The 22586-nt window shown below is 55.5% G+C and carries 15 protein-coding genes and 1 tRNA gene; 11 read left to right on the plus strand and 5 right to left on the minus strand.

Annotation, left to right across the window (positions count from 1 at the left end):
* Positions 1–303 precede the first annotated feature (303 nt).
* On the plus strand, positions 304–2922 hold the full coding sequence (locus tag ACGY09_RS17695) for a DEAD/DEAH box helicase (protein WP_397568766.1): 2619 nt from the start codon (positions 304–306) through the stop codon (positions 2920–2922).
* Positions 2922–6083, plus strand: a complete 3162-nt coding sequence (locus tag ACGY09_RS17700; protein ID WP_397568767.1) for an SIR2 family protein — start codon at positions 2922–2924, stop codon at positions 6081–6083. The genes ACGY09_RS17695 and ACGY09_RS17700 overlap by 1 nt, the downstream gene beginning before the upstream one ends.
* Before the next feature lie 62 nt (positions 6084–6145).
* Here the strand turns inward: ACGY09_RS17700 and ACGY09_RS17705 are convergent, their stop codons facing one another.
* Positions 6146–6442 carry a hypothetical protein gene (locus ACGY09_RS17705; RefSeq protein ID WP_397568768.1) on the minus strand — a complete coding sequence of 99 codons (297 nt, stop codon included), beginning with the start codon at positions 6440–6442 and terminating at the stop codon, positions 6146–6148.
* A gap of 48 nt (positions 6443–6490) precedes the next feature.
* Between ACGY09_RS17705 and ACGY09_RS17710 the strand changes: the two genes are divergently transcribed.
* The gene (locus ACGY09_RS17710) at positions 6491–7414 is read left to right on the plus strand and encodes a hypothetical protein (RefSeq protein ID WP_397568769.1); all 924 of its coding nucleotides are present in this window, start codon (positions 6491–6493) and stop codon (positions 7412–7414) included.
* 775 nt (positions 7415–8189) lie between these two features.
* Here ACGY09_RS17710 and ACGY09_RS17715 read toward each other — a convergent pair.
* Positions 8190–9659, minus strand: a complete 1470-nt coding sequence (locus ACGY09_RS17715) for a sigma-54-dependent transcriptional regulator (RefSeq protein ID WP_397568770.1) — start codon at positions 9657–9659, stop codon at positions 8190–8192.
* 99 nt (positions 9660–9758) lie between these two features.
* A complete protein-coding gene (locus ACGY09_RS17720; protein ID WP_397568771.1) occupies positions 9759–11726 on the minus strand; it encodes a PAS domain S-box protein in 1968 nt (655 codons plus the stop codon).
* A gap of 348 nt (positions 11727–12074) precedes the next feature.
* On the opposite strand from ACGY09_RS17720, the gene ACGY09_RS17725 reads away from it, so the two are divergent.
* Together ACGY09_RS17725 and ACGY09_RS17730 are read left to right on the plus strand one after the other, a co-directional pair.
* Positions 12075–12530, plus strand: coding sequence for a hypothetical protein (locus ACGY09_RS17725; protein WP_397568772.1), 456 nt, complete (start codon positions 12075–12077; stop codon positions 12528–12530).
* Between the two features lie 96 nt (positions 12531–12626).
* Positions 12627–13076, plus strand: a complete 450-nt coding sequence (locus tag ACGY09_RS17730; protein WP_373653649.1) for a hypothetical protein — start codon at positions 12627–12629, stop codon at positions 13074–13076.
* A gap of 1267 nt (positions 13077–14343) precedes the next feature.
* Here ACGY09_RS17730 and ACGY09_RS17735 read toward each other — a convergent pair.
* Entirely contained in the window at positions 14344–14775 is a 432-nt protein-coding gene (locus ACGY09_RS17735) for a hypothetical protein (protein WP_397568773.1), read from the minus strand.
* Between the two features lie 478 nt (positions 14776–15253).
* On the opposite strand from ACGY09_RS17735, the gene sucC reads away from it, so the two are divergent.
* Both sucC and sucD read left to right on the plus strand, forming a co-directional pair.
* The gene (gene sucC / locus ACGY09_RS17740; protein ID WP_397568774.1) at positions 15254–16441 is read left to right on the plus strand and encodes an ADP-forming succinate--CoA ligase subunit beta; all 1188 of its coding nucleotides are present in this window, start codon (positions 15254–15256) and stop codon (positions 16439–16441) included.
* A gap of 119 nt (positions 16442–16560) precedes the next feature.
* Positions 16561–17460: a succinate--CoA ligase subunit alpha gene (sucD, locus tag ACGY09_RS17745; RefSeq protein ID WP_397568775.1), complete on the plus strand. Its 900-nt coding sequence runs from the start codon at positions 16561–16563 to the stop codon at positions 17458–17460.
* Between the two features lie 222 nt (positions 17461–17682).
* Here sucD and ACGY09_RS17750 read toward each other — a convergent pair whose 3' ends face one another.
* Entirely contained in the window at positions 17683–18627 is a 945-nt protein-coding gene (locus ACGY09_RS17750) for a hypothetical protein (protein WP_397568776.1), read from the minus strand.
* 318 nt (positions 18628–18945) lie between these two features.
* Between ACGY09_RS17750 and ACGY09_RS17755 the strand changes: the two genes are divergently transcribed.
* From ACGY09_RS17755 to ACGY09_RS17770, 4 genes are all read left to right on the plus strand, one after another.
* Positions 18946–20034, plus strand: a complete 1089-nt coding sequence (locus ACGY09_RS17755; RefSeq protein ID WP_397568777.1) for a VWA domain-containing protein — start codon at positions 18946–18948, stop codon at positions 20032–20034.
* A gap of 161 nt (positions 20035–20195) precedes the next feature.
* Entirely contained in the window at positions 20196–20999 is an 804-nt protein-coding gene (locus tag ACGY09_RS17760) for a hypothetical protein (protein WP_397568778.1), read from the plus strand.
* A gap of 98 nt (positions 21000–21097) precedes the next feature.
* Positions 21098–21170, plus strand: a tRNA-His gene (locus ACGY09_RS17765).
* 327 nt (positions 21171–21497) lie between these two features.
* A complete protein-coding gene (locus ACGY09_RS17770) occupies positions 21498–22523 on the plus strand; it encodes a hypothetical protein (protein ID WP_397568779.1) in 1026 nt (341 codons plus the stop codon).
* Positions 22524–22586: the final 63 nt, after the last annotated feature.

Below are 22586 nucleotides of genomic sequence, written 5' to 3' on the forward strand. Positions count from 1 at the left end.
ATCCGCTAAGCCTTAGTCGCCGCGCACCGAGAGGTTGAACGCATCTGCGAAAGTTGCGGCAGCATGAGAACCAACGGGGCTGGGCTTGTTGGCGAAGATCAGCCGAACTGCGTCTTCGAAATGGAATCGATCTGAACACTATGGTTTGACGCGCGTTGCAGACACCAATATGTTGTTGTGTTCGCTTTCCGAAACGACCTGATTGCAAGATGATACGTTCTCCGCCCCGGCAATGACAAATTCAGCGGCACATGTTATTCAGCGGCACATGTTAACAGAAACAGAGGAAACAGGCGGCACTGAATGGCATTCAAGCTTCCCAAACAAAACCCGCCTACCGCTGACGATCCTGAATCGATGTTTCGCGATTTGCGTAAACGCACGGTGCCAGGACCGTTGTCACATCAAGCGGACCTCTTACGAAGTTACATGGACGTCCATTTGCAGTATGCGGACATTGCACTGCAGCTTCCAACTGGAAGTGGTAAAACACTCGTCGGCCTCCTAATTGGGGAATGGCGACGCCGAAAATACGGAGAGCGTGTCGTCTATTTGTGTCCGACACGCCAACTGGTCAATCAAGTGGCGGAACAGGCAGTACAAAAGTATGGGATGGATCTCCATGCTTTCACCGGGAAGCGGTCACAGTACGATTCCAAAAAAGCTGCCGATTGGCAAAATAGCGAAGTGTTAGCGGTTACCACTTACAGCAGCCTCTTCAATACGAACCCGTTCTTTTCCGACCCCAATGTGATCATCCTCGACGATGCGCACTCGGCTGAAAACTACGTAGCTAATTTTTGGTCGCTCCAAATTGACCGCTCAGATTCAACGCACGCGGGGATCTTCTCAGCGTTGATCGGTCTATTGAGATCAGTGCTTCCACATGCTGATCAGTGCAAATTCGCTCCAACCGAGGGAGATGCTGAAGATCCACAGTGGGTGGAAAAACTTCCTACTCCGGCGTTTCAATCGTTGGTGCCTGAACTTGTGGCACTATTGGATGAGCATACGAAGAACACGAATCTGCGATACACTTGGAGTATTCTCAGAGACTCGCTTCAGGCGTGTCACTTGTACCTGTCGCGACGAGCGATCCTGATTCGCCCGTTGATCCCGCCATCAAACGCGCATGCACCGTTCGCCGGAGCACGTCAGCGACTGTACATGTCAGCCACTTTGGGATCAGGAGGTGATTTGGAACGCGTCACTGGGCGCTATCCGATCCACAAGATCCCAGTTCCCGCTGGCTGGGACATACAAGGAATTGGGCGGAGATTTTTCATCTTTCCAAAGCGATCACTTGATGACGTTGAAACGGCGTCACTCACAAGCCAAGCGATCAAGAGAGCTGGCAGGGCGCTGTATCTTGTGCCTGACGACGCATCGGCCCAAAAAGCCACTAAGCAGATTGAATCTGACTTGGACTGCACGGTGTTTGACGCGTCGCAGCTTGAGGTTTCGAAGAAACCTTTCGTAGAACGCGAAAACGCTGTTGCCGTAATCGCCAATCGTTACGACGGGATTGATCTGATCGACGAAGATTGCCGTCTGCTCGCGACTGATGGGCTTCCGGGGGGCGCGAATCTGCAGGAACGTTTTTTTGTGCTCCGCGTCACCGCACAATTGCTGCTTGATGACCGTATTCTTACGCGACTTGTGCAGGGCTTTGGTCGGTGTACGCGGTCTCCAAACGATTATGCCGCAATCGTGATTCTTGGAGAGACTCTGAACAACTACCTCTTCAAAAAGGAGAATCGCGAATTTTTCCATCCGGAAATTCAGGCGGAACTTGAGTTTGGTATCGAACAATCACGAGACTCCACTGCGCATGAAATGCTGCTCAATCTTGACCATTTTCTGAAGCAAGATTCGGATTGGGAGGGGGCTGATCAAGCGATCCTTGGACTTCGCGCTGGGCTTACTCAACGCACGCTCGGGGCAACGGAAGATTTGGCGAACGCCGTGCCTGCGGAGTTGGAGTATCAGTACGCACTTTGGAGTGCAGATTACTCTTCTGCGTTGCAACATTGTCGGACGGTACTTGGAAAACTCAATCATGCAGATCTCCGAGGTTACCGCGCACTGTGGCTGTATCTCGCTGGCTCCGCTGCTTGGCTTGCGTTTAAGGCAGGCCAACTGCCGGACGACAGCTTGGTCAAGGAATACTTCAGAAAGGCCCAAGCTGCTGCCCCTGTGTTGCGCTGGCTCGTGGGCCTCAGCCACGCTAGCGCATCGCCGACAGAAACAGTGGCTGAGGATGAAGATGTAGGGGTAACTGCGTTAGTCGAACGCATTGAACTAACCTTCGACGAACTTGGAACAATCCACGATCGGAAGTACGACGCCGAAGAACGAGCAATCCTTGACGCCATCCTTCAGACGGATGATGGCATTCTTTTTGAAGGTGGCCACGAGCGTTTGGGGAAGATGCTCGGATTCACTGCTGGCAATTCAACTGACGAAGCTGCTCCTGATCCGTGGTGGATGGCTGATGACACCGTTTTCGTTTTCGAAGACCATGCCGAAGCCAACAGTGGGACTGTCTTTCCGGCAAGGAAAGCGCGGCAAGCCGCCTCACATCCAGACTGGCTCCGCGAGAATCTAACGTTGCCGGACAGCATCGAGATTATTCCTGTCGTGATCACGCCGTGCACGAAGGCTTCCAAAGGCGCGGTCCCTACGTTGCGCAAAGTGCGATATTGGTCCCGTGATCATTTCTGTACTTGGGCGCAAGAGGCGCTCCGAACATTACGTGACCTCAGAAGAACGTTTCCAGGTGTAGGAAATCTCGCCTGGCGCACTTCAGCCGTTGCGCGTCTCAAGGCTGCAAACATTGCACCGCATCAATTGAACGCGATGCTTTCACAAAGCGCGGCAGATGCCATGCGGGCGGTGGATGTTGCTGGAGAGGATTCTTGATGCCCGATGAGATCATTCCTCTTGATGCGTTTGTTCGGGCGATTGGAGCCGCTCGACTTACACCTCATGCGCTGTTCTTGGGGGCGGGCGCGTCGATTTCGTCCGGAATGCCTTCAGCCCAGATGTGCATTTGGGATTGGAAGCGAAGCATCTTTCTCACGAACAATATCGGGCTCGAATCACAGTTCTCTGAACTGACTCTTGCAAGCGTTCAGGCGCGCATTCAGCGATGGCTCGATAGGCAAGGGCTGTACCCCAAAGCGGGCGACCCCGACGAATACGGTGTCTACATCGAATCGTGCTACCCAATCCCCGACAGTCGCCGTGCATTCTTTCAGGAGAAAGTACGTCTCGCGAATCCGCATATCGGATACCGCATTAACGGCATACTTGCTAAGCAAGGGCTGATCCGCTCCGTCTGGACTACGAATTTCGACCAACTCGCAAGTCGGGCGATTGGGGAGTGCCAGCTCACGCCTGTAGAGGTTGGAATTGACTCGAGGCACCGCATCATCAGGCCCGCAAGCTCAGGTGAAGTGCTGATCGTTTCACTCCACGGGGACTACCGCTACGACGCATTGAAAAACACACAGCAGGAGTTACAGGACCAGGAGCGGGAACTCGAACAAGCTCTCGTCCAGGAACTGACCAACACGCCAACGATTGTGTGCGGATACAGTGGCCGAGATGCGTCCGTGATGCGAGCTTTTAACGAGGGCTTCGGTCGAACCGGATCAGGTACCCTTTATTGGTGCGTTCAGGACCCGAACCATGTTGCTCCAGGAGTCGTTGACCTTGTTCGGCATGCACGCACTCACGGGCGCGCAGCCTACATCGTTCCGACGCAGGGATTCGATGACCTAATGTCTCGCCTGGCCCTTCATTGCTTAGATTCCAATGGGCAAGAGCAGGTATCGAAGTTGGTAGCTGAGAATGCTGGTGGCACATCGGTGAGTCGACTGCCATTCCAGATCGACGGCGATCACCCGACCGCCGTCTTGAAAAGCAATGCATTCGAAATTGAGTGTCCCTCAGAGGCAATCACTGTCGAGCTGAAGGAGATGCCGACAGAAGCAGTCTGGCAGTGGGTTCGCGATCAAACGGCAGGCAAGAACGTGGTCGCCGTTCCGTTCAAGGGACAGATTCTGGCCTTCGGCACTCTCGATGACATCACGTCATGCTTTGGCGATAACGTCAAAGACCGTCCAAAGCGAACGCCGCTCTATGGCAACTACTTGCGCAATGAGGATGGAGCAATCACTTCGCTTTTGCGAACGGCGTTGGTTCGCAGGATGGTCACTGGCACACAGTTTCAGACCGATGGAACCAGAGAATTATGGGCACCGCAAAGGTCAAAGCGTGAGCATTCACAAGGTACTGTCTACACCGTCTGTGAATCGGTGTTTATTTCGTTAAGGCAAATCGAGAACCGGGCTTACCTGGTACTCAAGCCCTCAGTCAAAGTGTTTACCCTTTCCGGCGAAGTCGCCCCCAAAGAGATCGCGAATCCGATTAAGCTGCGTGTTCTGGGATACCAGCACAACAAGGAATTCAACGAGGCAGTGAACTTCTGGCGCCAGTCGCTCTTCTCAACCGATGCAGCACAAAAGGAGTATGAGTATCCCCCTGGCACAGGTTCCGGCTTTCGATATCTGATTCGCAAGGCTCCCGCTTTCGCCGAGATGTTCGGTGGGCGAGACGCACCCAGAATCCAAGTACAACCTCGTCTTCGAGTGTTTCTCAAACAGCGAGGCGTTGAGATCAACGAGCCAGCTTTACTGTTTTCGAATCGAGCAGGCAATGGCACTGGAAGTGATGCCCATCCAGTCCGAGGAGTGTTGACGAATCGACCGTTTGATTTTTCGCTAACGAAGCAGCAACTCAGTTCGGATATTCGCCTGGGGATTGTTTGCCCGAAGGCAGAGTCAAGGCAGTTGCAGAGTTATCTGCAAAGCTCTTCCAGAAGCATCACCCCAGGGAGGTACGAAGCAGACTACTTGCCTGAATACCCTGGTTTTCGTCGGGCGTTCGGAGTCGATCTCCTTGTCGCCGAGCCAAACTCGAATGGATGGGCAATATGCCCAGAACCGACTGGTAGTGACGAGCGTGCGATGACGCTTGAAGTAGCCCGCAACATCAATCGCTGCATCGACGGCTTGCAAGCGTCGCATGCACCAAACGTGATTCTGATATTCTTCCCTGAACGCTGGGCCAAACTGCGTAGCTATTCGACTGAGACGGAGAAATTCGATGTGCACGACTTCGTAAAGGCGAGCAGCGTTCAGCGTGGCATCGGCACCCAGTTCCTGGATCAGAGCACGGTGTCGGACTCGCTCCAATGCCGGGTCTGGTGGTGGCTTTCACTGGCATTTTACGTCAAGGCGATGCGAACCCCTTGGGTGCTCGAGGGCCTGGATCGCGACACAGCATTTGTTGGCTTGGGGACGAGCGTCGACAGCACACGCGAACGTGGCAAGCATGTGGTGATGGGTTGCAGCCACATCTACAGCTCGCGTGGTGAAGGACTTCAGTATCGGCTGAGCCAAGTCGAAAACCCGATTTTCTATGGCCGCAATCCGTTTCTCTCCCGCGAAGACGCGCGGCGAATTGGCGAGCAAGTCAGAGAGCTTTTCTTCGAATCGCGGTCCAAACTTCCCACGCGGGTTGTAATCCACAAACGAACCAGATTCACACCTGAGGAACAGATCGGACTTAGAGAGGGATTGAGCGGTGTGTCTCAAATCGAGATGCTGGAAGTCGTGATCGACGAGTCGCTCCGCTATATCGCATCGCACGTAGATTCCGGTGGCAATTTAAGGGAAGATAATTACCCCGTCCGACGAGGAAGCGTCGTGCGTCTGGACGATTTCACCGCATTGCTTTGGGTGCATGGAGTTACTTCAGCAGTCAGCGGGGGGCGTCGCTACTATCAAGGGAAGCGGCGAATTCCTGCACCACTGGTGCTGAGGAGGCACGGGGGAAGTTCGGACTTGCGAGAAATGGCTGAACAGATACTTGGTTTGTCAAAGATGAACTGGAACACCTTTGATTTGTACACAAAGCTTCCAGCTACCGTGCAGTCTTCAAATGAGATCGCAAGGATTGGCTCACTTCTATCGTCTTTTAATCCGAAATCGTACGATTTCCGACTCTTCATGTAGAAACGAAAGACTCTAACAGGCTAAGTGCGAATGCCAGACAACCGAAAGAACTGGAATCGATTCTATTCGCATTGACGCGACATACCGACGTTGGCCATATCACCCTGTTCGAAGTGAATGCTCAAATGCAGCAGCCACTCCATTTCGGGCCAGGATACACGACGAAGTATCAAGCCGTTCAGTTCAAATCTTGTCTGCTCATCTGTTTCGCGAGAAGAAAAAGGGGGGCAGGTCCGAATGGCACAGTCGCGCGTTGGCCTGCGCGCAAGCTCGTCTGGAACAAAGTGATTAAATTCGATAAGAATCACTTTGCTGAGGATGGTATTGAATGAAGATGCCTTCCTTGGTACTAAGACCATGGCCCTCCTTGGTGTGTTTGCCGCACAAGATCCAAGGCGGGTTTTTTCATGGATGGCTTACCAAAATTTCCAAGCCGTCGCAGCAGCGATTTTCGAAGAATCGTCGCCAGCTTTCGCTCGCAACCGGACGTGCTCTTTGCCAGTGTGCTTTCGGCAGAGCGGATCGAACGGATCTTTCGAAAGCACGACAATCTGTTTGGGGTCGGTCGGATCTATTCCACGGCCGTCGTGCTGTGGTCATTCTTGCGCCAGGTCTTGCGTGACGGCAAGGAGTCCTCTTGCCAGGCCACCGTGGCTCGCATCGTGGCGTTTCAGCAGCGGCACGGTGCTCCTGTCCCCACGTCTGACACGAGGGACTATTGTCGAGCGCGAGGCAAGCTTTCCGAGGCGGCCCTGCGTGACTTAAGCAGGGGGGGGGCCGCCCAGACCCAATCTCAAGCCGACCCGGGGTGGTTCTGGAAAGGTCGGCAGGCCAAGCTGATTGATGGCTGCACGTTCACGATGCCTGGCACTCCCGCGAATCAAGCTCAGTACCCACAGCAGAAGGCACAGAAGCCTGGAGTCGGGTTTCCGATTGCACGCAGTGTGGCCAACATTTCGTTGGCGATGGCAGCTGTCATGAATCTCGCGATCGGTCCCTATTCGGGGAAAGAAACCGGGGAATCCGCGTTGTTACGATCGATGTTCGAAACGATGGCGCCGGGTGAGATCGCCGTGATGGACCGGTACTCCTGTTCGTTCATGATGATTGCGCTCTTGTTTCAACGAGGGGTGCAGACCTGCGCTCGGAAACATCAGCTGCGTCATTCCAATTTTCGACGCGGCAAACGCTTGAGCAAGTACGATCATTTGATCGAATGGGTCCGTCCACCGCTTCCGAAATGGATGGACGAAGAAACCTATGTTCAGATCCTGGAGAAACTCGAACTGCGAGAACTCCGCTACAACATTGTCGTGCCGGGCCGACATTAGCACTCCGACGAATGACGCGACGCTCGCGAAGCCCCAGGAAAGTGCCGCAACCGGAGATGCACCGCGATTTCGAGCCCAACGAATCCCAACTAACAGAACATCGAGGATAACTGTCACGAGCATTAAGACAATCAGACATCCGAAGTTTGCGAATGCTCTCGTCCCGTCCGTGGGCGTTCTGCGATACACCGGTTCCCATTTTCATGCAAAACGCCTGCGGTGATTGTGGGCGCCGCAAGCAGTCCATTGTCAACACGAACGGTCGGCGGCTCCGGTCTTTTGCTTGTTCAGGCATTGTTTGCTCGTCAACTTACCAATTGCCAACGCATCCACCCGCAGCGGAAGCCTGTCCCACCACAGCGAATGTGTTCTCAATTCGTTCCCGCAGGTTGTCGGATGCAGCCTCCGTTTCAGCCTCGAATTACGCAATGTTAGACAGGAAATAGCGGGAACTCTACGCCACCGAAGCAATCTGGTTCTGGAAACTCTTTCGGGGCACAGTCAGCAATAGCCTCTCAGATCTACCACGCACTTTCATCGGCAGAAGGAGCTATCGGACGTGTTCCGTTTTCGCAGAAGGGCTTTGGAGAAAGGCGTGGGTTCAAGTTTCGAATCGTAGAAACGAAGTTCCATAGGGCAGATTCTGAGATTGTATGGGCTTGAAGGAGCGAGAATTGGTGCACGTGAACAGCTCAACTAAACTCTCGCGGTTTCAGTGTTGGAGATGTGACGAGTTACGCTGCGATCGGCACGACAACATTTTTAGCAGCCGTACTCATCCTTCCGACAGGCGGACGGATCGGTCGAGGTTCAGGCCGAGGGCTGCGAGTTTTGTTCTTAGGGTGGAGCGGGAGATTCCGAGGGTGGCGGCGGCGCGGCTGAGGTTTCCGTCGACGTGTTTTAACAGTTCCAGCAGCATGACCCGCTCGACTCTTCGGATGACGTCGTCGTAGAGGGTTTCTGTGTGTGATTGAATCTGTTGTTGAATAAACTGGACCAAACCCTCTTCCGAAACGGAGTCCCAGTTACCCGCGGAGGAACTCAGTTCGATCGTCGGGGGTGAGTCCGCACGGGTTGGGCGTACCGTTGGAGGAAGGAACTCCGGCAGAATCAACGGGCCGGTTGCTTCAACGACGGCATGTTTCAGGGCGCTTTGCAGTTCTCGCAGATTGCCGGGCCAGGTGTAGGTCGTCAGAAGATTCATCGCGGACGGGGCGATTACGCTGATGTTCTTGCCGAGCTCGCGGCTGAACCGCTTCAGGAAATACCTGGCCAGCAGGGGGATGTCACCGCTCCGCTCGCGCAGTGGTGGCAGATGAATCGTATAAACATTCAACCGATAGAATAGATCGGAGCGAAATGTTTCCCTGGCCATCATCTCGGCCAGATTGCGATTGGTTGCCGCGATCAGTCGCACGTTGGTGTGGACCTGTTCGGTACCGCCGACTCGTTCAAACTGTTGATCCTGCAGGACGCGCAGGATCTTGGTCTGGGTCAGGGGAGTCATGTCACCGATCTCGTCCATGAACAACGTGCCGCCGTCACATTGTTCGAATTTTCCGATTCGCTTGCGATCGGCGCCGGTGAACGCTCCCTTTTCGTGGCCGAACAGTTCGCTTTCCAGCAGGGTTTCGGGAATGGCAGCGCAGTTAATCGCCAGGAAGGGCCTGCTGGCACGCTTGCTGTACTGATAGATCGCACGCGCGACGACTTCCTTCCCCGTACCGCTTTCCCCCAGGATCAGCACCGTGACGTCCTGTCCTGCGACTCGACCGATCTGACGATAGACTTCCTGCATGGCGGGGCATTCACCGACCAGCAGATCTCCTTCCGTCTCATCGACTTCAGGGTCGGTGGCGATTTTGGCTGGTGTGCGAGTCATACGAGAAGCTTCCATCGCCCGGTCGATCACGGACTGGAGATGGTCGACATCCAGCGGTTTCAGCAGGTACTCGAACGCTCCACTTCGCATCGCTTCAATCGCGGTGCTTGCCGTCCCGTGTCCGGTCATCAGGATCACAGGCACTTTGTGGTCCAATCGCTGAAATTCTTCCATCAGCTTCAGGCCAGAACCGTCTGGCAATCGGATATCCGTGATGACGGCATCGAACGACTGCTGGCGAAATTGAGAAAGTGCCTCGGCTGCCGATGCGGCCGTCAGGATTGTGATCTGTTCCTCTGGAAATGCGTAACGAAAGCAATCCAGAATCAGATTGTCATCATCCACCACTAAGAGTTTCGGCATAATTTTGTGCAATCGGTAAGTTCACATTCGCCTGCTCCTGTGCGAGCGGAACATGGTTTCGTTGATTTTATCGCGGCGATTCGACAATTCACATGCTCATCACGGCGCGGCTTCCACTTGCGAAAGGCGTAGAAGAGCGTCGAGCAACTGGTCGTCTGAGTGGGGCTTTGACAGGAAAATCTTGGCACCTGCCGCGACGGCCTTTCGTTCGCGCTGGGCCGTTCCCAGTCCACTGCAGGCAATGACTTTGACATTCGGGTCAATCTGAAGCAGTTTTTCCAGCGTCTGAAAACCATCCATGCCGGGCATCATCATGTCCAGCAAGACGGCAGAGATCTTGCCGGGGTCTTCCGAAAACTTCTGCACGGCCGAGGGACCGTCGCTGGCGGTGATCACGTGATAGCCGTTCGCTTCCAGAACAGCCTCTGTCATCTGAAGAATTATCGCCTCATCATCGACCAGTAGTATCCAGCGACCATCACCCGTTCTAATGGGCTCTTTGCTGGATGTCTCACTCGTCGAGGTCGGCAAGGTTGTCGCGGTCGGCAGATAGATGGAGAAGGAAGATCCATCACCGGGCTCACTGTAGACCAGGATGAATCCGCCGTGACTTTTGACGATCCCCTGGACTGTGGCGAGTCCCAGGCCGGTCCCTTTGCCCAGATCTTTGGTTGTGAAGAACGGGTCGAAAATTCGATCGAGGACTTCTGATGTCATCCCGCAACCGGTGTCAGCAACTTTCAGGTGCAGGTAGGTTCCGTCATGGGCATCCGGGTGGGGGAGTGGCGTATTTCGGGAGAAATGAATCGGTTCGGCTTCGATGGTCAGTTCGCCACCCTGAGGCATGGCATCGCGCGCGTTGATGCATAAGTTCATCAGGATTTGCGAGAGTTCCGTCGCGTCACCCATGACGGGGGGGACGTTCGAAGCAATTTTCGTGATGATCTGAATGGATTTCGGGAGAGTATGCTCCAGCAGTCCGCGAGTTTCATGGATGAGCTGGCCAATGTGGATGGGTTGCCGTTCGCCCTGAATCCCGCCGGCAAACGCCAGTAACTGTTGAATCAGAGCGGCACCCCGCCGAGCGCTGGCGACCATCGTGTCGAGTAGTCCTTGACGGTTAGCCGGCGCGCGGTCGGAGGAGAGGAGTTTGGCCCCCATGAGGATCGGGGTCAGGACATTGTTCAGGTCATGTGCGATTCCACCGGCCAGGGTTCCGATGCTTTCCAATCGCTGGCTGCGCAGCGAAATCCGCTCGTGTTTTTTGCGGTCGGTGATATCGATGTCGATACACAGATACCCCTTGAGTTCGTTCCCCTCCTTCAGGATGGTGCGCCGGTGATCCACAATCACGGATTTTCCGGTGCGAGTCATCTTGGTCAGTTCACCCGTCCAGGATCCTCGTTTGTTGGTCTCTCGCAGGATCGTCTGCCAGAGTTCAGAGCTATCTCGGAAAAAGAGTTCACTGGCGTTCTGACCGATGGCTTCTTGAGCGGACCAGCCGAACAGATTGGTCGCTCCGTGGTTCCAATAGGTGATCTTACCGGTTGGGTCGACGACATTGACCGCGTCCGAGACCTGATCCAGCATTTGGGATTGCTGTTCAATCTGCTGCCGCCGACGAACCGCGTCGGTCACGTCTCGAAGGATGACCGTATACACCTGCTCGTCGTCGAGGATCGTGTGCGAGATGGAGGCTTCGATCGGAAACTCGACCCCGGAACGATGCAGGGCCATCACCGTCCGCTGCACCCCCATCCGCCGGCTCTGGATGAGGTCTTTGCCGAACTGCTCGACGTACGATCGATGCTGGGACTGGTAACGCAGGGGAATTAAGAGGTCGATTGGTCGACCGAGGACCTCGTCGCTGCTCCAGCCAAAAATGGCTTCAGCGGCGGGGTTGAAAAGAATAATTTCCTGCCGCGCATTCACGGAGATGATGCCATCCATGGCGCTCTCGAGAATCATTCGCACGTGAACTGCGGGGAGGCTTTTCGAAGATTCTGTCGGATTGACACGACTTCCTCGATCGGGCTGCGGCGCTGGATTTCTGTCCGGTTGGACCATCAATGGCCTGTCTGAATTTTGGTCACCTGGAAACTTTCCGCCACTCTGAGATGCCGGAAATCGTCAATTACAAATTCCTTCTGATTCACGATACACAGGTTTATCGTGAATCAGAAGGAATGGCGGTTCACGGCACACTGCGTGCATTGAAGCCGGTCGTTCACATTCGTGCTGGGGGTGTTGCTTTGAATGCCTGGTGAAACGGTGGGAGAGGTACCTCGTCTTGTGCGAGCTTCACGTTGAGGGTATGACGACATCGGAGCCCGTTCCGTTTTTCAGAGCGTTCAAGCGAACTCTACGGCGACTTGTCCCCTGATGATTGACGACTAAGTAGAAATGGATTTTCGTATGCGAGCCACATTGACGTTACTGCTGCGTTCGGTCCTGGGTGTTGCTTTCACAGGTGCTCTGGTGATGGCGGGATTCGCCTGGCACTCAGAGGGGACTGCTCAAGGGGCGGATAAGGCTAAGGATGATGAACCCGACGTCTCGCTCAGTGCGTTCATGCGCAAGAAGCTCGATGCGTCGTCGGAGATCCTGGAAGGACTGACCGTCGAGGATTCCGAAATGATTCAACGAGGGGCCAAGTCATTGCTTGAGATGAGCAAGGCTGAACGATGGAAATTCCTGATCGACTCGAAATTCCGGGCACACTCTGTGGAATTCAACGGGGCCGTACGGAAGCTGCTGGAAGCGGCCGAGAAAAACAACTTTGACAATGCCGCGCTGCAGTGGTTCGATGCCACGAAGAGCTGCATCGAATGCCATCGGGATGTCCGGGGGGCGAGTCAACCGTCGAAATGATTTGAATGGATTTCCCAACCCGTGAGACGGGGGCCGGTTCACACGGCAACGAAGACGAGTGTTCTCTCAACTCCAATGACAGGAATAGAATCCACGATGCTGAAAAAACTGAACGTCGCCTTAATCTGGTGCTTGCCCGTAATCGCAACGGCATTCTTTGTCGTCGTGGCAACGGCTCAAAATAAGTCGGACGAACCTAAGAAAGCGGTTCCGGAGGCGAAGGAAGACCTCGACCTCTCGAAGTTCATGCGAAAGAAGCTGGAAGCATCAAGTTCCATTCTGGAGGGACTCGTCTCCGAAGACGCCGAGAGTATTGTCCGTGGTGCCAAGTCACTGGTCGAAATGAGCAAGGCGGAGAAATGGCAGGTCAAGAACGATGTCATGTATCGGCAGTTCAGCACAGAGTTTCAACGCAGTGCGACCCAGTTGCTCGAAGAAGCCGAAAAGCGGAACTACGACGGAGTCGCCCTGAAATGGATGGATACGACGCTGAAGTGCATCGAATGCCATAAGTTCGTAAGAGGGCTCCGGATTGCTGGTCAGTAATCGTCCCGCTGTTGTGAACCCAGCTCTCTGTCAATTCCGGGGATGAGCGGCCGGGGACTCTGCTTCGGTGACGACTCGCCCCTGAAATGGAGACGCAGGGAAAAGCGAGTCTGCTTTGCGTTGAGGAGTCCAGAGTCGGTTGCAAGAACGTGCGCAAGCCCGCGCCCGGGTTTGAGCCTGATTCGCATCGACAGTTGTCCGTGGCGTCGATGCTGATCTGATCCGGGGCCGCTTGTTCGCTCGACGATCCTGCGCGAGCCCTCTTCCAAATGTCTGGCTGTTTGGGCTCGCGGTGTCGGTTGTTGTGGCCGACACTGCTCACGTGGCAGCTTTCAGTCGTTGCTTCCGACTGAAACGGGGGTCGGTGGAGAGCTTTTTGGGTTGGGTGGTTTTGTTTGTTTAGCGGTTCATTCGCTGCTCCCAACCGACACAGGGTCGGTGGAGAGCTTTTTGGGTTGGGTGGTTTTGCTTGTTTAGCGGCTCAGTCGTTGCTCCCAACCGACGCAGGGTCGGTGGAGAGCTTTTTTGGGTTGGGCGTTTTTGTTTGCTTAGCGGTTCAGTCGTTGCTTCCAACCGACACGGGGTCGGTGGAGAGCTTTTTTGGGTTGGGCGTTTTTGTTTGCTTAGCGGTTCAGTCGTTGCTTCCAACCGACGCAGGGTCGGTGGAGAGCTTTTTGGGTTGGGTGGTTTTGCTTGTTTAGCGGTTCAGTCGCTGCTTCCAACCGACTCGGGGTCGGTGGAGAGCTTTTGGGGTTGGGGCGTTTGCGTCCTGGGCTGGGTTCGTTCGCGGTCGGAAGACTTCGGTTGCTTCGCTTCCATTGGAGCGTGATCAGTTGCTCGGCAGGGCCGCAGTGGGGGCTGCAATTTCAGGATGGGCCTACTTGCGGGGCCAGTCTTTGGGCGGGAGGTACCTTTTGGCCGAATGTGAGACAGCCGCCGCCTCAAACAGCAGCGGCTTGGGCAAGAGCGGCGCTTCACTGATCCCGTCTCGACTGAAGCCTGGACGGGGGATCGACGGTGGCCGGGACACGCATTCGGGATTTCGGGTGACACCGGGGAGCGACTGGCCAGCTGGCCAAACTTTGGCCAGTCGGTGGCCAGTCGCATCTGCTGCATCGATCGGGAGTTAGGTGTTTTTCGGGGACTGGCCTGGCTGGCCAGCATCTGCGGCACGGGGGGCCTCTTTTCCCTTGGCGGACGTTCGTTGGGCGGAACTTTGATGCAGTGCGGTTTCTGACCGCTGCAGACTGAACGATTGGTACAGCCGTTATTTGAAAACTCGGGAAACAAGTCTCGCCGCCGCCGTCTCTGGCTCGTGCCGGGTGCGAATAGGCCGGGTGCGAGAGGGGTGGTTGCCGACAATGCGCAGCGTGACCTGGTCGATCTTTCCCCTCGCGAAGCGTCCTGCGGTCCCCCGTCGTATTTCTGAGAGGTTGGGGTAAGAACAATCCTTCTGCATTTCCGGGCTGGGGGCGGGGATGGGCTGGCGATGTCGGTTCTCGGATCCGATGGCGTGCGGAAATGGCGAATTGCTCAGACGCCATACCTGCTCACGTCGTGCGGAATTGTTGCTCGTCGTCTGCCTGCCGATGGGCGCTTCAAACGAGACCAGTTTCAGTGTGATTGTCTTGAATGGTTCGGTCTGGCCCGTAATTCCGTGGCGCTGGACCCGGTGGGCGCATTGGTATCGTTTCGACATTCTTCGGTTTTCTCCAGACAGACGTTTTTGACTGTGATCTGGACCAGTTCCGCTCTATCGAAAAACCGATCAAGGATGGTGGTGGCACTAGCGACATCCCGAATCCGTGGCTCCCGATGTCCATCAGGGCTCTGGTTCGAGCGGAGTTCATTCGGGGGAAACGACGGGGATTCACAGGACTGATCCGATGCTCAGGGGCGAATGAGCGGAAAAACGGGCAGAGCGGGGAGGCATTTCCGATTGGTTCCCCTGATGCGGCCTGGCTGATCTTCGCGAACCCCGTTTCTGGTGGGGCGTTGTTGGTGGGGCATTGCCGCAAGATCCCTGCGGGCGTGGCGAATCTGGGGTGGAGAGGGAGTTTTTCGTCCATTCGCGGTCTTGTGGAACAATCGCATCTGGGGAGTTATCATGCGGGGACGCCCGGTCGGTAGAAAACCCCGACTGGCAGTTTTTGGCCGTCGCATCCACAGGACAAACAATGAAGATTCACGAATATCAGGCCAAGCAGCTGCTGGCTGCTGCCGGAGTTAAGGTTCCTCGAGGCATTGTGGCCAAGACCGCCGAAGAAGCGGCTGCCGCCTATACCACTCTGGGTGGCGAAATCTCTGTCGTCAAATCGCAGATCCACGCCGGGGGCCGGGGTAAAGGAACTTTCAAAGAGCACCCCGAACAGCGCGGTGTCGTTCTGGTGAAGTCGGCCGAGGCGGCGAAGGATAACGCCTCACGCATGCTCGGCAGCACGCTGGTCACGATCCAGACGGGTGAAGAAGGTAAGCTGGTCAGTACGCTGCTGGTCGAAGAAGGCCTCAAGATCGCCCGGGAACTGTACCTGGGCGTTGTCGTTGATCGTGAAACCGGTGGCCCGATTCTGATCGCATCGACCGAAGGGGGGATGGACATCGAAGTCGTCGCCCACAACACTCCTGAAAAGATCCTGCACGAGCCGTTCGACGTCGAAGCAGGTCTTCGTGGATATCAGGCACGCAATCTGGCTTATCGCCTCGGACTGGAAGGTCCTTCCGTCCGCGCTGCCGAGAAGTTGCTGACACAGCTGGCCCAGTTCTTCATTGACCGTGACTGCAGCATGGTCGAAATCAATCCGCTGGTCGTGACCGCGGAAGGGGATCTGGTTGTTGGTGATGCGAAGGTGGCCTTCGACGAGAATGCCATGTTCCGGCACCAGGATCTGCTCGTTCATCGCGATCTGTCCGAAGAAGAGCCGATGGAAGTGCAGGCTCAGTCTTCCGGCCTGAGCTATGTGAAGCTGGACGGAAACCTCGGCTGTCTGGTGAACGGTGCGGGACTGGCGATGAGCACCATGGACATCATCAAGTATCACGGGGGAGCACCCGCGAACTTCCTCGACGTGGGTGGTGGCGCCAATGTTGACCAGGTGACGGAAGCATTCCGCATCATTCTCGCCGATCCCAACGTGAAGGGGATTCTGGTCAACATCTTCGGTGGCATCATGAAGTGTGACACGATCGTGACCGCACTGTTGACCGCCTACGACAAGATCGGAATCAAGGTTCCGCTGGTGGTTCGACTGGAAGGAACCAATGTGGATCTCGCTCGCAAGATGCTGGCCGAGAGCGGCAAGCCAATCATCGTGGGAACGGATCTGACCGACGCCGCTCAGAAGGCGGTCAAGTCGCTGGGTGCGTGAAGTTGAGAATCGAGGAGTGACGGGCGACGTCACTTCTCGGATTTCTCGCGTCACCAGAACCACAATTGAGCAGACAACAAATTCCTATTCGTTCTTTCTGAAGGCCAGCGACAAACACTATGAGCATTCTTGTCGATAAAAATACCAAGATCATTTGCCAGGGGATTACCGGGAAGTCCGGGTTGTTCCATTCCCAGCAGTGCCGAGCCTATGCCCAAGAGCACCGTCCCGGCGAAGACGTCTTCGTTGGTGGATGTACCCCGGGCAAGGGTGGGACGGAAATCGATGGTTTCCCCGTCTTCAACACTGTTGAGCAGGCTGTGAAGAAGACGGGCGCGAACTGCTCGTTGATCTTCGTGCCACCTCCGTTCGCCGGTGACGCGATTCTGGAAGCGGCTGACGCGGGGATCGATCTGATCGTCTGCATCACCGAAGGGATTCCTGTGCTGGACATGGCTCGCGTCAAGCGGGCGATGGTCAACAGCCGCAGCCGTCTGATCGGCCCCAACTGCCCCGGGATCATCACCCCCGGTGTGGCCAAGATCGGCATCATGCCGGGCTACATCCACAAGAAGGGCTCCGTCGGACTGATCAGCAAGAGCGGTACGCTGACGTACGAAGCGGCCTGGCAGATGGGCAATATCGGCATGGGTCAGACCACCGCCGTCGGTATCGGTGGGGACCCAATCATCGGGACCACCTACATCGATCTGCTTGCCATGTTCGAAGCGGATCCCAAGACCGAATCGATCCTGATGATCGGTGAAATCGGTGGAAACGCAGAAATTCAAGCGGCCGAATACATCAAGCAGCACGTGACCAAGCCCGTTGCTGCCTTCATCGCCGGTTCGACAGCTCCTCCAGGAAAACGAATGGGCCACGCCGGTGCCATCATCTCGGGTGGAAGTGGTACTGCTGCTGAAAAGCAGGCGGCACTGGAAGCCGCTGGTGTCGTCGTCGCCAAGAGCCCTGCAGACATGGGGGCCGCCGTTAAGGCCGCGATCGAAAAGCGTAAGTAAAGCAATGCACGTCGAGTGGGCTTTCCGCCCATAAGCCGGCATTCCGATGGCACCGCCTGCGTGACGCAAGCGGGCCTCTGATCAACGAGCGAGCCACAGGTAGTTTTACCTGTGGCTCGCTCTGTGTTGGACTGTCTGTTTTGTTTCAACCTTTACTTCGTCACAGGGGATGTCGATTCCCCAATTCGAATCTGCAGGTGACGATTGTCCGAGAGAGGAGCGTCATCTCACCGGGCAACTGAACTGTGAGAAGTCGGTTCGATCCGCTGGGGAGCTGTGGCGAAGGGCTCGTTCGATCCGGCCATTCTTGATCACGAAAGCACCGGAAAGCTGAAGGCCGTGCCCGACAAAACGACCAAATCCATACCGAAAGACAACTCCGTCGACCAACGCTCGCCAGAAGGTTTTCACGCTGATCAGTTGACCGAGCGTCCCGAAGGGAAGTTCGAGGGCTCGGAAGAGTCGGCGGTCCGGGTCGCTCACTGCGGCGACATCGTCCAGGCCAAACCGGGAGAGCATCTCGCGACCCTGTTCAGGAGAACCCATGTGAATGATGACAGGACGCAGGGCTGCCTGATCCACTTGGGCTCGTTGTCTCGCCAAGTCAGACAGCGTTTCGCGGCAGTAAGTGCACCCCAGGTGGCGGACGCACACGAGTAAAAGCGGTACTTCGAAGGAGAGGTCAAAAAGATTTCGATGATCGGGGGTCTCAGCAGCCCGGAGCGCCTGTTCGAGTGTGAGACCTTCGGTCGTGGTGCGACGGGCTTCGTTGATCCGCGCGGCATGAAACAGAATGGCAGTGAAGGGGATCCACCATGCCAGATCGTTCGTCAATATGGTCGCGCCGAAGTTCCAGGGAAGTTCACCTCGCAGGGCCGTGTAAACAAAGCCAATTGGTCCGAAAATTTTGCCGAGTAGTCCCACCAGAACGATGGGCCAATGCGTGGCAGCATCGCGGGCAGCAATCCAGTAACCGATTCCATAGACACCAATGACCATACCCAGACACTGGATCAGTGAGGGATAGTTTGGGTCAGGGAGTCCCAGCCAGCGAAACGGAAGCTGCGGAAAAAGGATGACAAAGATTCCCCATGCCAGATTGTAAACCCCGGCAAATCTGAGAACCCCAGGGACCCAGGCCGGCATGAGAGTCAACGAGCGGGACATGGATCAACCTGTCTTGAGGAGAGAGTGTCAGAGGGGACCGCTGAGTCTCTTCGTTGATGTCGAGACACGATTCGAGGAGTTTTCAGGTTCACGGTATTCTATGTCTGTGTGGCGCGATCGGCCACGATACCCGCTTTGGGGGATGCTCAGAAGCTCAGGCGGTCCGCTTGCAATTCATCGGATGCCCCGGGCGTGGTCTCACTGCTGAGACGCCCAGACTTGAAATTCCCACGCCCAGCGTCGGGTGATAGGATGAGAAACGAGGGACGCGGAGGTCCTGAAGGGGACTCCTTAACGGACACAGATCAGGAGACAGACGTGAAGCCAGCGAATCGATTTGAGCCTTCGCTGGTGAAAGCAGGCCAGAGGGCCGCCCATCCCCCATCGAGCGGTTCGACAGGGAGAGGGCTGCCTGACTGGATTCCTCACGCTCTGTTCATGTCGACTGTTTTATCGTTCGTCGCGCACGTGGCCTTCCTCGGCCTCTTTGCGATTTCCCTGCGCGGCTGTGACAGGCCTCCCGTAGGATTTTCCGAGGAAGAGTCACGTGAAGTGGGGATCGTGGTCAAGGATCGGGGCGCTCACCCCGACGCGCTGATTCCGGGTGAAGCGCGAGACGGGGAACTGGTGGAGACTCAACCGGATGTTCCCGCGAATCGGGATACGTTTGCTCCGACTCAGGTCACTCCGGATCAGCCACCGGTGGAAACGTCTCTGCCTCAGGATGACGGTCAAATGCTGATTGGTCCGGGTGTGAACTTGCCTGCCGGAGCAACCGTTACCGATCCGCGTCAGCCGGTAAGGTCAGGAGGGGGAAAACGGCCGGCGGCGACGGGGACCCAGGGTGGGGCACCTGGAGCGGCTTTCATGGGGACTCGCGATGAAGGTTCCAAGGTGGTGTTCGTCATTGATGCGTCCGGCAGTATGACCAGCAACAATTCGATGCAAGTGGCCAAGGCGGCATTGGTGTCGAGTCTGCAGGCGCTAGAAGGGGATCAGCAGTTTCTCATCATTTTCTACGACGACAAACCGGTCGTGCTTCATCTGAGGGATGCCCACAAGCCCGAGCTTTATGCCGCGACAGAACTTCACAAGACCCTGGCAAAACAGAAGATTGCGGGGATTCAACCCGGTACGGGAACGCAACATGTTCCCGCACTGGAACTGGCACTGCGGCTGGCACCGGATGTGATCTTCTTTCTGACGGATGGACAGGAGCCACCCATCTATGAGGGAGATCTCGCTTCTCTCAAAAGGATGAACCTGAATAAGACGCGTATTCACAGCATCGAGTTTGGGGTCGGGCCGGAAGTCTCTGAGGCGAGCGGGGCGAAGAACTTCCTGCGAAAGCTGGCGCGTCAGAACGATGGCACATATCGCTACTACGACGTCACAAAGTTTAAGTGACTGTAGTGTTTCGAGTCATCTCGCGTGGGCTGTCGTAAACTCGGCCAAGGTTTAACCGAATATTTGAGAATTTGGGGTAAGTAGCCAATTGACCGTCGTAAGGGGCGAAGGTACGGTCATGGCCCACTTCGTACCGTCCTGTCAATTTGGATCGCCTCTGGATGCTATTGTCGATTGTCTCGTCTCACGGGCGCCGTATCGCCTGTCGCATGTTGTGCCTCTTTCTCTTGCTTTGCCTGGCAGGCGAGTTCGTATGCTCGGAAGAATCCCCTGAACCTTCATCGACGTGCAACACTCGAGAACAGGAAGTTGCAGTCTGGATTGAGAAAGCGAGAAACTCGGGCTGTCTGGACGTCGAGTTTTACCCGGCGAACAAGCGGCCAAAGCCGTTTGATGGCTGGACTGATTTCCATCTCTCACTGGAATACAAATACAATCACAACGTCCGCTGGAAGGGGACCAAGGGGAAGGTTCTGGATGTCTCGATTGTTCCCGCTTTCACGACGATCAAGCCTTCCATTTCGCACATGATCAAGCTTCCCGAAAATATAGAGCGGGACCAGTGGCACACATCGGTGCTGGGTCGTCACGAACTGGACCACGTTGCGATCGGAATGCATCCACGGTTGATGATGTTGGCGACTCATCTCGTAAAGAATATTGGACGACTTTCTCGCACCGCGGGAAGCACGTCTGAAGTCACGCTGAAATGGGCTCAGGAAGAAATCAACAGTGCCGTCGATGCCCGTACGCAGGCACTGCACTCCCTGGTGGTCATCAACAATGAGCGTCTGGATTCATTAACGCGTCACGGAGGGAGAGACCTGGTTGAACGTGGTGCTTTTTTTGAACGGCTGTACCTGAAAGAAAATCTGGACGAAGTGAAGTTCCGCTTTCTGGGCGAATCCATGAAACTGCTGGATACGAAAGAGTATCAGGAAGCGACTTTGCCGTTTCCTCATTAACCCCCCCGTACGGGGCCAATTTTGTCCGGTAAATCGTCAACAATCGAGCTTGCATCGTTGGCGAGTGTGGTTACAATCTTGTCTCTGAAATTTGCATGGTGGCTATAGCTCAGTTGGTAGAGCGCCAGATTGTGGTTCTGGATGTCGCCGGTTCGAGCCCGGTTAGTCACCCTCAGCCCCGAATTTTCGGGGCTTTTTTACGTCCGGTGCCATGCAGCATGGCTGGCACGTCCGGGTCGGCAAGTTCTCTCTGTCGCCCGTCCGCCGAGGTCGACCCCGTTCTTTCCTGGCGAGGGGTGGTACCTGCGGCCTCCCGCTCTGACGACGGAATCAACGGTCTCTTCGTTCATCAAGTGATCCATCAAAGTCTGAACCGACTGCGGCAAGATTCTTGTTTTTTAGATGAGGTTCTGGAAACGCATCGTTATAATTTCCGCTTATCTGTGTTAGTCCCTGCTTCTTCATGTCTTCGGCTGCTCTTCTCAGAAGGGTCACAACATGGGGCGACTACGGGCGGCTTCAACGCTGCGGCGATCACGGTTCTATATCGATTCATGCTTCATTATCGTGGTTTTCTTCCTGGTTCCCGCGACGGGCCGAGCCACTCCGCCGACTTTGGATGCCGCCATTCAAGCACTGGTCGAGTGGCGTTCGTCGTTTGACAGTCTGCACATGCACTACGAAATGGAGCAATCCAATCGAGCAGAGCCGGATCACGGACAATTGACGACGTCGGGCGAATACTACTGGACTCAGTACGACCGATTCTTGTGGCGAGAGGAGTCGTTTCAGAATGGACGGCCCAGCGGTCGTCGAAAATACTTCTGCGATGGTGCACTGGCGGGATGGGTTTGGCCGCAGGGAACTGTAATGGCGGTTCCCATTCCTCCAGGGCAACGAAGAGGTGTCTACAACGCGGTTGTCACCCCCCTGGCCGCTCTGTGGAACTGCACCGAATTGGATTGGTTTACAGTTCCCGTTCCACCGTGTGATATCGAGCACCAAGTCGTCGACTGTGAGGGAGCAGAGTGTCTGGAGATCTCATTCAGACTCCCTCAGAGTGCGGTATGCAATCGCATGGTTCTGGATCCTCGATACAGTTATCAGCCCAGAATCTACGAAGCGGGACAGCGCTATGAGGTCACCCACTTCAAATTGTTCGAGCCGGGGATCTGGATGCCCGAGCAGGGGACCTATGATTTCGGCGACGGAAACGCCATGCAAAGTCGCTGGAGAGTCGATCGCCTCGTCTTTAACGAAGATATTGAAGACGAGAAAGTGACAATGCCTTCTCACGCTGTGGGGGCAGGAATTGCTGCCATGGAATCGGGCAGCGGTCGGTTCCACGGGAAACGCACTGATAATCGTGGCGGTGAGGCCAGCGCTGCTGGAGGGCAAGGACTGAATCGAGCAGAATCCCCGCTGGCACAACTCAAGCGGTTTGACTGGCTGATCTACTCATTACCGTTTACCACTGCAGGTGGGATTATTGTCGTCCAAGGGATGAAACTGCACTTCAAATAACGGAGATAGAATATCAGGGATAGAAGTATCCAAAGCGTTCTCCCCACCCTCGAATTGTGCTCT

Origin of the sequence: Schlesneria sphaerica (assembly GCF_044336245.1) — a bacterium.
Taxonomy (GTDB): domain Bacteria; phylum Planctomycetota; class Planctomycetia; order Planctomycetales; family Planctomycetaceae; genus Schlesneria; species Schlesneria sphaerica.

Excerpts from the sequence above, each read along its gene's own strand:
- ACGY09_RS17695 (WP_397568766.1), top strand. The coding sequence starts at position 304 with ATGGCATTCAAGCTTCCCAAACAAAACCCGCCTACCGCTGACGATCCT.
- ACGY09_RS17700 (WP_397568767.1), top strand. The coding sequence starts at position 2,922 with ATGCCCGATGAGATCATTCCTCTTGATGCGTTTGTTCGGGCGATTGGA.
- ACGY09_RS17705 (WP_397568768.1), bottom strand. The coding sequence starts at position 6,442 with ATGGTCTTAGTACCAAGGAAGGCATCTTCATTCAATACCATCCTCAGC.
- ACGY09_RS17710 (WP_397568769.1), top strand. The coding sequence starts at position 6,491 with ATGGATGGCTTACCAAAATTTCCAAGCCGTCGCAGCAGCGATTTTCGA.
- ACGY09_RS17715 (WP_397568770.1), bottom strand. The coding sequence starts at position 9,659 with ATGCCGAAACTCTTAGTGGTGGATGATGACAATCTGATTCTGGATTGC.
- ACGY09_RS17720 (WP_397568771.1), bottom strand. The coding sequence starts at position 11,726 with ATGGTCCAACCGGACAGAAATCCAGCGCCGCAGCCCGATCGAGGAAGT.
- ACGY09_RS17725 (WP_397568772.1), top strand. The coding sequence starts at position 12,075 with ATGCGAGCCACATTGACGTTACTGCTGCGTTCGGTCCTGGGTGTTGCT.
- ACGY09_RS17730 (WP_373653649.1), top strand. The coding sequence starts at position 12,627 with ATGCTGAAAAAACTGAACGTCGCCTTAATCTGGTGCTTGCCCGTAATC.
- ACGY09_RS17735 (WP_397568773.1), bottom strand. The coding sequence starts at position 14,775 with ATGTCGAAACGATACCAATGCGCCCACCGGGTCCAGCGCCACGGAATT.
- sucC (WP_397568774.1), top strand. The coding sequence starts at position 15,254 with ATGAAGATTCACGAATATCAGGCCAAGCAGCTGCTGGCTGCTGCCGGA.
- sucD (WP_397568775.1), top strand. The coding sequence starts at position 16,561 with ATGAGCATTCTTGTCGATAAAAATACCAAGATCATTTGCCAGGGGATT.
- ACGY09_RS17750 (WP_397568776.1), bottom strand. The coding sequence starts at position 18,627 with ATGTCCCGCTCGTTGACTCTCATGCCGGCCTGGGTCCCTGGGGTTCTC.
- ACGY09_RS17760 (WP_397568778.1), top strand. The coding sequence starts at position 20,196 with ATGCTATTGTCGATTGTCTCGTCTCACGGGCGCCGTATCGCCTGTCGC.
- ACGY09_RS17770 (WP_397568779.1), top strand. The coding sequence starts at position 21,498 with ATGGGGCGACTACGGGCGGCTTCAACGCTGCGGCGATCACGGTTCTAT.